The sequence below is a fragment of the Thioalkalivibrio sp. genome (assembly GCF_041690275.1).
GTDB lineage: Bacteria > Pseudomonadota > Gammaproteobacteria > Ectothiorhodospirales > Ectothiorhodospiraceae > Thioalkalivibrio.
In genome coordinates, this window is the sequence record NZ_JAWLHP010000030.1 from 24352 (window position 1) to 36459 (window position 12108).

Here is a 12108-nt window from a genome sequence, read left to right on the forward strand (position 1 = left end):
TCCACTGCTGAGCGGAACCACACCATGTCTGACCCCCAGAACCGGCTCGACCTCCTCGAACAGCTGCTGCCCGTCGCGCGCCGCGCGGGCGCGGTGATCATGGACATCTACCGGACGGACTTCGAGGTGCGCGGGAAGGCGGACGCCTCACCGGTCACCGAGGCCGACGAGCGGGCCGAGGCGCTGATCCTGCCGGCACTCGCGGAGCTGACGCCGGAGATCCCGGTGATTGCCGAGGAGGCCGTGGCGGCCGGGCAGATTCCGGAAGTCGGCGAACGCTTCTGGCTGGTGGACCCCCTCGACGGCACCCGGGAGTTCGTCAGCCGCAACGGCGAGTTCACCGTGAACATCGGACTGATCGAGCAGGGGCAGCCGGTCCTCGGCGTGGTCTTCGCCCCGGCGCTGGATCGCGTCTTCGCCGGGGCGGTGGCCGCGGCGGCCTTCACCGAGGAGGAGGGCAAGCGCCGTGCGATCGCGGTTCGTGAGCCGCCGGAGGAGGGGCTGACGGTGGTTGCGAGCCGCTCGCACGGCGATCCCGCGGCGCTGGAGGGCTTCCTGCAGGGTCGCCGTATCGCGCAGCTGCGCAGCGCCGGCTCGTCGCTCAAGATCTGCCTGGTCGCGACCGGCGAGGCGGACCTCTACCCGCGCCTGGGCCGCACCATGGAATGGGACATCGCCGCCGGCCACGCGGTGCTGGCCGCCGCCGGCGGGCGGATCACCCGCGTCGACGGCGAACCGCTGACCTACGGCAAGCCGGATTTCGCGAACCCGCACTTCGTGGCATGGGGCTTTTCGGACTGAGGTGCCCAGGGGCCTGGGGCGGGGTCGGACCAAGCCAAGTCTCTGATTCATTGGCGGATACACGGTCATTCGGGGGCCCCTGAACCGCTTGAAGGGCCTTTTTCAGGCCCGAAAGTGGCTTCATAAGCCACGGCGGGTTCCCGGAGACAGGCCGCCACACCGTCTGACTTGATCGCGCGGAACCGGGCGTCGAGGCCCATCTCCTGTTGCACGCGCTGCACGAAGGGCTCGCTGCCCACCGCCAGGCTGCGCGTCCACCGATCGTCGCGGGCGATGGCGGCGGAGGCGAGCGTGTCATCCACCCAGCGCCGATGGCAGTCCTGCAGTTGTTCCACGTTGCGCAGGCCCAGCGCTTCGGTCAGGGCCTCGAGATCCAGCACCTGGTAGCGCCTCGGTGGCGACTGGATCTCGCGGTATCCGCCGGACTCCCACTCACGCGGGTGACTCACCGCGCCGGCACGCACCATGTTCAGGTCGATGTAGACGAGGCAGCGGGCGAGGTGCTCGCCGCTCTCCACCGCGGTGGCATGGTAGCGATCCTCCCAGAACGCTCCTTTCCGCCGCTTGCGCCGGTTGAACGACTGACCGGTTTGACCTGCGATCAGCTGAATGGACCGGGCGATCTCGCCGACGCCACAGTCGCGTACCAGCAGGTGGACGTGATTGCGGGTTACGACGTAGTTGAGCGCGCACAGCCCGTGGCGCCTGCGGGCCTCGTAGAGTCGGGCTCGCCAGAAGCGGCGGTCGCGGGCGTAGCGCAGCAGGAATGCGCGTTCGTGGCAGCGGTGGGTGATGTGCCAGATGTGTCCGGGCAGGAAATGGCGGCTTGCGCGAGGCATCGACTCCCTCCTTGGAGCAGATTTTTTCGGTCGAAAATGGCCCGATAAGGCCGTTTTCGAACGAATTTTTCGACAGGTTACGGTGTGTTTTCAAGCGTTTGGCTTGGTCCGACCCCGGGAAAATCCGTGGGTTTTCCTGTGGTTTCAGAGGCTTGCGTGCATTTTGTGCCGAGTTTTTACAGTGATTGGGCCGAAAAATCGGTTACCGGGACGTGTTGACTCGCAAAAGGTGGGGTTGGCATCCTTGGGGTGCGTCCGTTTTTCGGGCGCGCTTCACGACCGCCATAAGGACGTTTCTTTGCCACGGAAAGGAGGTTATGAATGTCCGTCTTCAATTGTCTTGTCGGGGAAAGCCTGCGCATCGGTAACGTTGCCCGTCTTCATGTCCGCAGCATTGTAAGGGAGGGCGAAGAGGATCAGGTCTTGCTCGCGATCGAGTGGACCGAAAAGGAAAGGATCCCGATCGAAATTATCCCGCCCGATGATTCGGACGGCTCTCCAGCCCCGAGATTCTGAACCGCCTTCTGGCCTCATGGCCGGCCTTGCAAGGTCCGGTCACGGTGGGTCGTGCCCGAGGCGCGCGACCAGATTGCGGGGGCGCTGAAAGATCACCATGTGCCGTTCTGTTCCCGCTTTCGTTTTCCGAAGGCGGTCTCACCGTGCCACAGGACCTTTGAACCATGACAGGGAGATCACCGAAACATGTGCAGTTTCAATTGGTTTGTTGGCGAAAGTCTCCGTATTGAGGATCCTGTGTGTCTTCACTTCCGCGAAGCGGAGAGGGGGCAGGCCCAGATAACGATCGAGCAGCTGGGCAGCGAGGGAGGCACTGTCGAGCTCATCTCGCCGCGCTATCAGGAAGACATCCCGGCGCCCGATAGCGTCGAGTGAATCCAGACCTGAACCCTGGTCCACGAGGGCCACCCATTTTAGCCGTGACGACCCCGATCCGTTGATGTTGATCGGTCGGTAGCAAGCCCGCATCGCTTCAACGGGTCCGGGGTTACTCTTCACCATTGATTGCACGCGGAGGCCGCAAAGGCCGCGGGCGAGGACGGCATTCGCATTGGTCCGGGTGAGACCGGGCAACAGCCCTTGATCACCGGGTTCCGGCAGGGACGCGACGCGCACAAAATGCCCCGCAGAGAGGCCGGGCGAATGATGGCAATGCACGGCTCACCGAACATCGGTTGGAATCGCATTGCCATCTTCGTCGAACCAGTGCATCCCCGCGGCGGGGGCGGTCAGGGTGACGGATTCACCGTGCTTGCGTACTGGGCTGCCCGTCAGACGCGCCGCGAGCAGGCCTTCAGCCGACCGCCACGGACCCGGACCGTCCGACAGCTCGACCACCGGTTCCGGAACGCGGAGATATACGATGCGTTCGTGGCCGAGCACCTCCACGGAGTCCACCAGGCCCTGAATCTCCAGCCGATCCTGCCGCGCACCGCCGGAATTCCCGCTTGCGCTGATGCTGAACGCCTCGGGCCTGATCCCCACATAGCGGACCCGCTCCGGGATCCCGGCGGATGGCCGCGCCCAGGTCCCGCCGAGGCGCACCATCCGCTCCCCGTCGCGCCGTTCGAAGGTCGGCTCCAGAAGGTTCATCGGGGGATTGCCGAGAAAGCCGGCGACGAAGAGATTGGCGGGTCGGTCGTAGAGTTCGGCCGGCCGGCCGAGTTGCTGGATCACGCCATCGCGCATTACCGCAACCCGATCGCCAAGGGTCATTGCCTCGACCTGGTCATGGGTCACGTACAGCGTGGTGACCGCGAGACGGCGCTGCAGCGCGCCGATCTCGGCGCGGATCTGCACGCGCAGGCGGGCGTCGAGGTTGGACAGCGGTTCGTCCATCAGGAAGACGTCCGGCTCGCGCACGATCGCACGGCCCATCGCGACGCGCTGCCGCTGCCCGCCGGAGAGCTCCGCCGGCCGCTTCTCGAGCAGCGGTTCGAGCCCCAGCGCCCGGGCCGCCTCGAGCATGCGCCGTTCGCGTCCGGCGCGGGGCATCCCGCGCATGCGCAGCGGAAACTCCAGGTTGCCGCGCACCGTCAGGTGCGGGTAGAGCGCGTAGTTCTGGAAGACCATCGCGATGTTCCGCGCCCGCGGGCCGAGGCCATCGACCGGGCGTCCATGGATGCGGATCTCGCCGTCGGTGGGCTGCTCCAGCCCGGCGAGCAGGCGCAGCAGCGTGGACTTGCCACAGCCCGAGGGCCCGAGCAGCACCAGCAGCTCGGCGTCCTGCACCGTGAGGTCCAGCCCCGGGATCACGATGTGATCGCCGAAGGCCTTGCGCACGCCTTTGAATTCGACATCGGCCATCAGTGGCTCCGTTCCTCTCGCGGGTCCGGCACCGGCTCAGCCCTTCACCCCGGTGGACGCGACCCCGCGGACGAACCAGCGCTGGAAGACCACGAACAGGATCAGCACGGGCAGCACCATCAGCACCCCGAAGGCCATGATATCGCCCCACTGCAGCGGCGGCAGGGTATAGAAGTTCGCGATGCCGAGCGGGAGCGGGCGCACGCCCTCCGAGGTGGTCATCAGTAGCGGCCACAGGTACATGCCCCAGTGGAACAGGAAGAGCACGATCGCCACGCTGGCGAAGGCCGCCTTCGCATTGGGCAGCACGATCAGGAAGAAGGTGCTCAGCACGCCGGCACCATCCACCCGCGCGGCCTCCTCCAGTTCCCGCGGCAGGCCGAGAAAGAAGCTGTAGAAAAGGAAGATCGCCAGCGGGTTGGCGACGAAGGGGATTGCCTGCACCAGCCAGTCGTCGCGCCAGCCGAGCCACGACAGCTGGTAGAACAGCGGAATCGCGATCGCCTCGAAGGGGATCACCAGCACCGCGAGGACCAGCCCCAGCATCGCCCCGCGGCCCCACCAGCGCAGACGGGCGAGCGCATAGCCGGCGAAGGCGTTCACCAGCAGGCCGAGTCCGACGATCAGGCCGTTCACGATCAGCGAGCTGAGCAGGTAGGCGCCGAAGGGCACGCGCTCGAACACTGCCCGGTAGTTGTCCAGGCTGAACGTATCCGGCAGGAAGGCGCGCAGCGAGCCGGCCTCGGCCAGCACCAGCGCGTCCGGTTTCAGGCTTCCGATGATCATGAACAGCACCGGCGCGATGAAGACCAGCGTGCAGGCCAGCAGCAGCGTGTAGGCCAGCACCACGCGCAGCAGGGCGGAGGTTCGGCTCACGAGACCTCGCCCCGCTGGCGCAGCAGCCGGCGCTGGGCCAGCGCGATCCCGAGGATCACCACGAAGAAGACCACGCTCATCGCCGCGCCCATCGCCACGTGCCCCTGATCGAAGGCGGTGCGCACCATTTCGTGGATCACGGTATTCGACGCATCCTGCGGGCCGCCGCGAGTCATGATCCGGACCTGGTCGAACACCCGGAAGGAAAGGATGGTGGTGACGATCACCACGAAGATCAGCGGGTTGCGCAGCCCCGGAAGCGTGACGTGCAGGAACTGTCGCCAGCGGCCCGCGCCGTCGATCGCTGCCGCCTCGTAGAGCTGGCGCGGGATCGCCTGCAGGCCGGCCAGCAGCACGATCATCTGGAAGCCGACGCCCTGCCAGATCGAGGTCAGCATCACCGCGGGCAGCGCCCAGGAAGGGTCGTTCAGGAAGTCGCGCGGCTCCCAGAGGCCGAGGCTCAGCACGCCGAGTGCGGCGTTCAGCAGACCGTCCGGACCCGGGGCGAAGATCAGCACCCAGACCACGGCGATCAGCGACAGCGGGAAGACCACCGGCAGGAAGAACAGCGTGCGGAACACCGTGCGGCCGCGCAGTGGACGGTCCAGCAGCACGGCGAGGGCAAGGCCCAGTGCGGTCTGTGCCGGGACCACCACCAGCGCGAACAGCAGGTTGTTCAGCAGTGCGCGGGGCAGGGCGGTCTCCTGGAAGGCCAGCGTGTAGTTAGCGAGGCCGACGAACTCGAGCGGCAGCGGCGAGGCCATGCGCAGGTTGGTGAAGGACAGCACCACCGCCAGCGCGAAGGGCAGGAGCAGGAACAGCATCAGGCCGACGAGCCCCGGGGCCATCAGCAGCCAGGCGGCCGGGGCCTCGGTGAAGCGGGAGCGACGAATCACCAGGCGGGCTCGGACGCAGGGAGGGAGAGCCGTTTGCGAACCGGCACTGTGATCGCGCCCTCGGCGGGCTCGGTGACGATGTCGTGGCTGAGCACCAGGAACGCCTCTGAGCTGCACCCTGCGGTCGGCGCGGCAATGGGCGGATAGTGCCGGTTGTCCCGCAGTTCGCGGTCGATGCGGCGCGCCGCGCGGGTCAGGGCCTCCGCCGGGTCCGCGCCGTGGCGGATGTCCTGGAAGGCCCGGCCGAAGGCGTCACTGATCACGGGATAGGCCGGGGTGCGCGGACGCGGCATCGCGTAGCCCTCCGCGAGCTGGCGCACGAAGAGGTGCAGGGCGCCGTCCGGGCCGAAGTCCTCCGAGCGCCGGGCCGCGCGGTGTGTGGCCGGAACGCCGCCGTTGGCCTCGCTCATCGCCAGCACCTCGTCGGGGCGTAGCAGGAACGCGAGAAAGTCCATCGCGAGCTGGGGATCCGGCGCGCGCCTGGTGATGCCCCATTGCCAGGAGCCCTGGCCGGTGACCAGCTCGTCGCTGTGGCGCGGCAGCGGGAGCAGCAGCAGGCGCTCGCCGAGGGCGTCGCGGTAGGCGGGGTGGTTCCAGTGGCCGCCCCACGCGAGCGGGACCCGGCCTTGGGTGAAGGCGGCGTCGTCCAGGTTCGGATCGACCAGGCCCTGCTGGATCCACGACTGCAGCGTGCGCATCGCCGAGACGGATTCGGGGCCGTCGAGCGTGCTGCTTGCGAGGCCCTGCGGGCCGCGGTCGACGAGGTCGCCCCCCGCGGACTGCAGCAGCGGCGAGAAGGCGTAGCTGAACCACTCGCCGGTGTAGTTCAGCTTCAGATCGAGCACCTGGCCGTCGTCGTCGATGGCGGCGAGCTTCTCCAGCAGGGTGGTGAACTCGGCGGTGCTCCAGGCCTCGTCCGGGCCGTCGGGGATGCGTGCGCCGACGTCTTCGAGGCGGCCGCGGTCGGCCCAGAGGCCGAGGCCGGAATCGAAGGTGCCGATTCCGTAGAGGCGATCGCGATAGGTGCCCTGGGCCAGGATGGAGGCCAGCAGGTCGTCGCGCAGTGCCTCGGGCAGGAGATCGTCCAGCGGCTGCAGGTGCCCTTGCCAGGCGTAGCTGTACAGATAGGGCCCGTCGAACTCCAGCACGTCAGGCAACCGCCCGCCCAGCGCCGCGGCCTGGACCTGACCGTTGTAGGACCCCTCCGGGATCCAAGTCAGCTCGACCCGTACTGCCGGAAGCTCCGCCTCAAACCGCCGGATCTGCGCCTCCAGCGTCCGCCGCTCCGCCTCCCGCCCCGCGTGCGCCCACACCTCCAGGACCCGCTCACCGTCCCCCACACCCGACTCGCCGGCACACCCCGCGAGCAGCACCAGCACCCCGACCACCCCCCACCACCCGGGGTCGGACCAAGCTAAGCGATTGATCATGTTGAATAAGGGTACCGGATTCGGGGCCGAAATGGGCCTTGGAGGGCTATTTTAGGCCCCGAAAACGGTGGTTCAAGGCTTCCGCACGGTTCCCCGATATCAGCTCCCGCTGTCGGGCCAATTCTCGCCTTGAGGCCCCGTTTTCGGGGCCTAAAACGACGGTTTAAGGCTGCAGAGGACCCTCGGAGGACCCTCTGAATCGAGTATAAACAAGGGCTTGCCTTGGTCCGACCCCGGGGCGGGCCCCGGGGCGGATTGCAGGGTCACATGCGTTGGCTGCTTTCGTTTCTAAGGGCCGTGAGGCTGATCTCGCGGTACAGGCCGATAACTCGCAAGCTGATATCGGACAGTTCCGGGTGTCGGTCGAACAGCGGTTGGGTCCGCAGGGCCTCGGAAAAGCTCTCCTGAAGGTAGTGGATGTCATCGGCCGCAACCCGGTCTCCGTGATCCAGCCTTGTCTTGATCGCAAGGAGTCGGGGGAGCCTTTGCCTGCGCAGGCGGCGCAGAAGGGTGAACATCAGTCCATACGTTTCTTCTTTTTCTGTCATTGCGTGCGCTCTCCATAAACGTGTTATGGACCTCGTGAATAGATCAAGAATTCTGATATGTCCATAAGTAATCCTTTTTGAATATGGGCCGCCCTGTACGGCCAGCCGCGGTCACGAGCATCCGGTAGCGCTTCAAGACAAGGTGCTGACGGGGTGGCCCGCATCCGCAGGCGGCTGTAATGGCGGGACAGATTCTTGAATCTGTCCCCGGGGAAGCGGTTGACTCGGGCGGGGTCGGGAAGCGAGGCTCGTCAGCCGATGACGCCAATCCTGATCCTGCTGGGGCTTTCCGCGGCCATGGCCGTGTCGCTGGTGCTCTTCCTGCGGCATGTGCAGGTGCGTTTCATCATTGACCTGGATGGCGGCACCGCCTCGGTACGGCGCGGCGATCCGCCAGCCGCCTTCGTGCGGGGCTGCAGCGAGGTCGCGCGCATGTACCGGGTGCGCAGTGGCCGGATCTTCGGCATCCGCAGCGGCAATGGCATCGAGCTTCGCTTCTCGAAGGAGATACCGCCCCGAGCGCATCAGCCTTTGCGGAACATCTGGGTTCCACCGACTTCGGGTGGCCCCGGCGGGAATCGGGCCGCCGGGTGACCTGCGGGCCGCCGTCTGACTACCGGGTTCCGGCCTCGGACCGCTTGCGGGCGAGCGTCAGGCCGTCGCCGATCGGAATCAGCGACAGTTCGATGCGCTCGTCCTGTTGCAGTTGCCTATTGAAGGCCCGGATGGCCTCGGTGTCCACGGAGCGGTCCGCGGGGTCCGCGACGGTTCCGGACCAGAGCGTGTTGTCCACCATCACGATGCCCCCCGGGCGCAGCAGCGCGAGGCACTGTTCGTAGTACTCGGGATACCCGGTCTTGTCCGCATCGATGAAGGCAAGGTCGAAGCGGCCATCCTCACCGCGGTCACGAAGATCCGCGAGGGTCTCGAGCGCCGGCCGCAACTCGAGCCGGATGCGGTCCTCGATACCCGCGCGCTTCCAGAACGACCGGGCGATGTCGGTCCACTCGCGGCTCAGGTCGCAGGCGATCACCTCGCCGTCGGCGGGCAGTGCCAGTGCGACGACGAGCGTGCTGTAGCCGGTAAAGGTCCCGATCTCGAGGTATCGGCGGGTACCGGTGGCCCGCGCGAGGAAGGCCATGAACTGCCCCTGTTCCGGGGCGATCTGGTAGTTGGCCTCCGGCATCGCGGCGGTCTGACCGCGCAGCTCGGCCAGCAGGGGGTCCTCGCGCAGGGAGGCGTCGAGCAGGTAGTGGTAGAGCCTGTCGTCCAGGCCGAGCGTCCGGTTCGACATCAGTGATCACCCCCACGGGTTGGCCGTTGTGCACCTGCCGAGCGTAGCAACCACCTCGGGATGCGGCCAGCGAGATGACGCGCGCCCGAGCGACGGCAGCACCCGTAGCAGTGATTCACCGCCTGAAGCGGCGTTTTCGGGGCCAAAAATGGGCCTCCAAGCCTCGTGTGGGGCCCGAACAGCGCCTCTTTCCTCGTCTTTACAAAGACTTGGCTTGGTCCGACCCCCGGGTTTACGGGGTGGCGGGATGGGGTGGTGGAGGCTATGTTCATGGGGAGGGCGCTGGACAGCGTCGGGTTTTGGTGTTCGAACGCTTGCAAGGAGGTGATTGCGATGACCCAGACGGTAACGGCCGCGTATCAGGAACTCGATGCCGCGAGGAATGCGCTGGACGAGCTCGTGGCGGACGGCTTTGATCGCGAGAAGGTCTTTCTGGACGAGGAGAACCTGCAGGTGAAGGTGATGGTCCCGGAGAGCGTGCAGCCATCCGCCGAGGAGATCCTGCGGCGTCACGAACCCACGGAGGTGTGGTCGCGGCCGCTCGAGTAGTGCCGCCCATCAGGAGACCCCGGACGTGCCGGTGGTCTTTCGGGCTCGGCCTGCTGGCCGTCGTGGCCGCGATGTCGGGATGTGCGCAGGAGCGTGTCTCCGAGGTGACCCTCGAACAGTTGACCGGTGCGCCGGCCGACTTCGATGGCGAGCGGGTGCGTACGCGGGGCACCGTGCAGGGTCTCGACGATCCGGAGCACTACTGGATCGAGACGACGCCCCGCAACCGGCTGGCAGTCCGGCCGGGTTCTGCGGTTGCTGGCCAGGTCGGGGACTCGGTCGTCGCGGTGGGACGATTCACCTGGCGCCCGGACGAGGGGCGGCGGCTGGAGGTGGAGTCGGTGCTGGCCGCAGAGGAGCCGTAACCGGCCTGGGCGTGTTGGCGTGATGGTACTGGCGTTGCCTGCATGGCCCACCAGCGTCTGAAATCCTGTGGCCCGCATCTCGATCGACCTGCACGCGTGTTTCCGCGATGGGCGGAGGATCGATTCCGTCCTGGAGGGTGCGATCCGCGACGCCCGCGAGAAACGGATCCCGACCGTGGAGATCATCCATGGAAAGGGCAGCGGCCAGTTGAAAAAGCGCGTCCTGCGCTTCCTGCAGCGCCCCGACATCAAGGCGCAATACCACCGCGTGGAGAAGGACTCGAAGAACCACGGCCGGCTCTTCGTGCATTTTCGGCACTGAAAGAAGCCGCCGTCTGGATTATCGTGAAATGCTCGCGGGAGCGGCGCCGTACCCCCGACCCTCCCCGCAAGCGGGGGACAGGGGCGTTCATCGTCGGCAGGGGACACGTCGGGAGGGGACAGATTCATAAATCTGTCCCCGGGGTACCCCCAGAGTGCCGTCCCTGGGGTGCCCCAGTGGCACTTCAACGCCAACCTGGCGCGCCAGCGGGCGTTGCCGGCTCGCGATGCGGGAGACCTGACCATTCGTGTCAATGATGCGACCACAATTGCCATCCTTCCGGGTTCAGGGCCGCGCGGGTGCAGTGCAGTAGCGGTGTGTTGACTGGCACGTCACGTGCTTTCCGTTTCTCGGGGGTTGCGTGCCGTGCAGGATGGCAACGCTCGGTGGGAAGGTCGGCAACGGGCGCAGACGATGCAGTTCCTTGTGGGCGGCCTGTTGCAAGCGCGAGTGTCCCGGTCGGGGCGTGGTCGCCGGCCAGGGGACGCTTCGGCGGGATCGTCGCTTCATCGACAGGGCGTCCCGGCGCGGTGGTCACCCGCCTCGGTCGGTTGATCATTCGCGAAACTTGAGGGCTCGGGCGTGCTCACGGCACGCGTGACGCTGAACACAACGGCACCGTCGAAGGGGGCCCTGGATGGACCAGTTTCGTTCGACAGGCAGTGGGCCGAAGGTCGTGGCCATCGGCGGCGGCACCGGGACCTCGACGCTCCTCGGGGGGCTGAAGGCGCACACCCCGAATCTGACCGCGATCGTGACCATGTTCGACAGCGGTGGCAGTACCGGGCTGCTGCGGCGCGAGTACGGTATGCCGCCGTTCGGGGATCTGCGGCGCTGCCTTCTGGCGCTGGGCGAGGTCTCGGAGGAGACCTCGCCGATCCGCGCGGCGCTCGACTACCGCTTCGCCGAGTCGTCCAGCCTGAATGGTCACAGTGTCGGCAACCTGTTCATGGCGGCGCTGACCAGTCTGAGCGACGATCTGGAGCGCTGCGTCGAGCAGCTGTCCGGGATTCTGCGGGTCCGTGGAAGCGTGCTTCCGGTGACGCTGGGGCGCGGGGACCTGTGCGCCGAGCTGGCCGATGGGCGGATCCTGCAGGGGGAGGCGGCGATCGACCAGCGGGCTGCGCCCCTGCCGCGAATCGAACGGGTGTTCCTGGATCATCAGGTCGAGGCAAATCCCAGGGCCCTGCATGCGATCGAGGAGGCGGACGCGATCGTGATCGGGCCGGGCGATCTGTACACCAGCATCCTGCCGGTCTTCCTGGTCGACGGGATGGCCGAGGCCCTCGCCGCATCCTCGGCCACGAGGATCTTCGTGTGCAACCTGATGACAAAATGCGGGGAGACCGATGGCTTCAGGGCGTCCGATTTCCTGCGCGAATTCGAGCGCTACGCCGGCCCTGGTCGCCTGGACTGGGCGATCGTCAATACCACCAATCCCCGCGGGGCCGTGCAGGCCGCCTACGATCACGAGGGCGCGACCGTGGTCGAACCCGATATCGAGACGGTCGAGCGGCATGTGAACGGGCTCTTCACCTCCTCGCTCGCCACCCGGGACCTGCCCATTCGTCACGATTCCCTGGCGCTGGCCGATGCGGTGATACGCATCGTTCAGACCGGTCGGGTCGAGCGGCAGCGCTCATCCCCGGTACAGGCCGCCGTCAACGGCTAGTGGGCGGGCGGCGATCGGGCGCCGATCCGGCCGTGCACCCTTGTGGAAGCCCGGAAACACGAAGGGCCAGCCCTGCCGACCTGGCCCGTCTTGTCGATGGCGCGCCCGAGAGGATTCGAACCTCTGACCTCTGCCTCCGGAGGGCAGCGCTCTATCCAGCTGAGCTACGGGCGCATTGCAGCAGAACATGATAC

The 12108-nt window shown here is 66.9% G+C and carries 15 protein-coding genes and 1 tRNA gene; 8 read left to right on the plus strand and 8 right to left on the minus strand.

What is annotated here, in order from left to right; translation table 11 throughout:
• The first annotated feature begins 24 nt into the window (after positions 1–24).
• Positions 25–801 carry a 3'(2'),5'-bisphosphate nucleotidase CysQ gene (gene cysQ, locus ACESMN_RS07515; protein WP_373052978.1) on the plus strand — a complete coding sequence of 259 codons (777 nt, stop codon included), beginning with the start codon at positions 25–27 and terminating at the stop codon, positions 799–801.
• Positions 802–866: 65 nt separating this feature from the next.
• Here the strand turns inward: cysQ and ACESMN_RS07520 are convergent, their stop codons facing one another.
• Positions 867–1640 carry a transposase gene (locus ACESMN_RS07520; protein WP_373052979.1) on the minus strand — a complete coding sequence of 258 codons (774 nt, stop codon included), beginning with the start codon at positions 1638–1640 and terminating at the stop codon, positions 867–869.
• 321 nt (positions 1641–1961) lie between these two features.
• On the opposite strand from ACESMN_RS07520, the gene ACESMN_RS07525 reads away from it, so the two are divergent.
• Together ACESMN_RS07525 and ACESMN_RS07530 are read left to right on the plus strand one after the other, a co-directional pair.
• Complete coding sequence (locus ACESMN_RS07525; RefSeq protein WP_373052980.1) at positions 1962–2156, plus strand: hypothetical protein; 195 nt, start codon at positions 1962–1964, stop codon at positions 2154–2156.
• Positions 2157–2393: 237 nt separating this feature from the next.
• Entirely contained in the window at positions 2394–2531 is a 138-nt protein-coding gene (locus ACESMN_RS07530; RefSeq protein WP_373052981.1) for a hypothetical protein, read from the plus strand.
• Positions 2532–2816: 285 nt separating this feature from the next.
• Here the strand turns inward: ACESMN_RS07530 and ACESMN_RS07535 are convergent, their stop codons facing one another.
• The 5 genes from ACESMN_RS07535 to ACESMN_RS07555 form a co-directional block, all read right to left on the minus strand.
• The gene (locus tag ACESMN_RS07535) at positions 2817–3962 is read right to left on the minus strand and encodes an ABC transporter ATP-binding protein (RefSeq protein WP_373052982.1); all 1146 of its coding nucleotides are present in this window, start codon (positions 3960–3962) and stop codon (positions 2817–2819) included.
• 36 nt (positions 3963–3998) lie between these two features.
• A complete protein-coding gene (locus tag ACESMN_RS07540; protein ID WP_373052983.1) occupies positions 3999–4838 on the minus strand; it encodes a carbohydrate ABC transporter permease in 840 nt (279 codons plus the stop codon).
• Entirely contained in the window at positions 4835–5734 is a 900-nt protein-coding gene (locus ACESMN_RS07545; protein ID WP_373052984.1) for a carbohydrate ABC transporter permease, read from the minus strand. Before ACESMN_RS07545 ends, ACESMN_RS07540 begins: the two co-directional genes overlap by 4 nt.
• Complete coding sequence (locus ACESMN_RS07550) at positions 5731–7164, minus strand: extracellular solute-binding protein (protein ID WP_373052985.1); 1434 nt, start codon at positions 7162–7164, stop codon at positions 5731–5733. Before ACESMN_RS07550 ends, ACESMN_RS07545 begins: the two co-directional genes overlap by 4 nt.
• 263 nt (positions 7165–7427) lie before the next feature.
• Positions 7428–7712, minus strand: a complete 285-nt coding sequence (locus tag ACESMN_RS07555) for a hypothetical protein (protein WP_373052986.1) — start codon at positions 7710–7712, stop codon at positions 7428–7430.
• 258 nt (positions 7713–7970) lie between these two features.
• Between ACESMN_RS07555 and ACESMN_RS07560 the strand changes: the two genes are divergently transcribed.
• Positions 7971–8306: a DUF3634 family protein gene (locus tag ACESMN_RS07560; protein WP_373052987.1), complete on the plus strand. Its 336-nt coding sequence runs from the start codon at positions 7971–7973 to the stop codon at positions 8304–8306.
• A gap of 19 nt (positions 8307–8325) precedes the next feature.
• On the opposite strand, the gene ACESMN_RS07565 is transcribed toward ACESMN_RS07560, so the two are convergent.
• Complete coding sequence (locus ACESMN_RS07565; RefSeq protein ID WP_373052988.1) at positions 8326–9006, minus strand: O-methyltransferase; 681 nt, start codon at positions 9004–9006, stop codon at positions 8326–8328.
• 333 nt (positions 9007–9339) lie between these two features.
• Between ACESMN_RS07565 and ACESMN_RS07570 the strand changes: the two genes are divergently transcribed.
• The 4 genes from ACESMN_RS07570 (at position 9340) to ACESMN_RS07585 (ending at position 11914) form a co-directional block, all read left to right on the plus strand.
• Positions 9340–9555: a hypothetical protein gene (locus tag ACESMN_RS07570; protein WP_373052989.1), complete on the plus strand. Its 216-nt coding sequence runs from the start codon at positions 9340–9342 to the stop codon at positions 9553–9555.
• Positions 9556–9659: 104 nt separating this feature from the next.
• Positions 9660–9920: a hypothetical protein gene (locus ACESMN_RS07575; RefSeq protein WP_373052990.1), complete on the plus strand. Its 261-nt coding sequence runs from the start codon at positions 9660–9662 to the stop codon at positions 9918–9920.
• A gap of 67 nt (positions 9921–9987) precedes the next feature.
• The gene (locus ACESMN_RS07580) at positions 9988–10242 is read left to right on the plus strand and encodes a Smr/MutS family protein (RefSeq protein WP_373052991.1); all 255 of its coding nucleotides are present in this window, start codon (positions 9988–9990) and stop codon (positions 10240–10242) included.
• A 637-nt stretch (positions 10243–10879) separates the two neighbouring features.
• Positions 10880–11914: a uridine diphosphate-N-acetylglucosamine-binding protein YvcK gene (locus tag ACESMN_RS07585; RefSeq protein WP_373052992.1), complete on the plus strand. Its 1035-nt coding sequence runs from the start codon at positions 10880–10882 to the stop codon at positions 11912–11914.
• Between the two features lie 97 nt (positions 11915–12011).
• Here the strand turns inward: ACESMN_RS07585 and ACESMN_RS07590 are convergent.
• Positions 12012–12088: transfer RNA gene (locus tag ACESMN_RS07590), tRNA-Arg, on the minus strand.
• Positions 12089–12108: the final 20 nt, after the last annotated feature.

What these genes read in the sequence shown, in the direction of transcription:
- cysQ (WP_373052978.1), top strand. Translation starts at nt 25, where the DNA reads ATGTCTGACCCCCAGAACCGGCTCGACCTCCTCGAACAGCTGCTGCCC.
- ACESMN_RS07520 (WP_373052979.1), bottom strand. Translation starts at nt 1,640, where the DNA reads ATGCCTCGCGCAAGCCGCCATTTCCTGCCCGGACACATCTGGCACATC.
- ACESMN_RS07525 (WP_373052980.1), top strand. Translation starts at nt 1,962, where the DNA reads ATGTCCGTCTTCAATTGTCTTGTCGGGGAAAGCCTGCGCATCGGTAAC.
- ACESMN_RS07535 (WP_373052982.1), bottom strand. Translation starts at nt 3,962, where the DNA reads ATGGCCGATGTCGAATTCAAAGGCGTGCGCAAGGCCTTCGGCGATCAC.
- ACESMN_RS07550 (WP_373052985.1), bottom strand. Translation starts at nt 7,164, where the DNA reads ATGATCAATCGCTTAGCTTGGTCCGACCCCGGGTGGTGGGGGGTGGTC.
- ACESMN_RS07555 (WP_373052986.1), bottom strand. Translation starts at nt 7,712, where the DNA reads ATGACAGAAAAAGAAGAAACGTATGGACTGATGTTCACCCTTCTGCGC.
- ACESMN_RS07560 (WP_373052987.1), top strand. Translation starts at nt 7,971, where the DNA reads ATGACGCCAATCCTGATCCTGCTGGGGCTTTCCGCGGCCATGGCCGTG.
- ACESMN_RS07565 (WP_373052988.1), bottom strand. Translation starts at nt 9,006, where the DNA reads ATGTCGAACCGGACGCTCGGCCTGGACGACAGGCTCTACCACTACCTG.
- ACESMN_RS07570 (WP_373052989.1), top strand. Translation starts at nt 9,340, where the DNA reads ATGACCCAGACGGTAACGGCCGCGTATCAGGAACTCGATGCCGCGAGG.
- ACESMN_RS07585 (WP_373052992.1), top strand. Translation starts at nt 10,880, where the DNA reads ATGGACCAGTTTCGTTCGACAGGCAGTGGGCCGAAGGTCGTGGCCATC.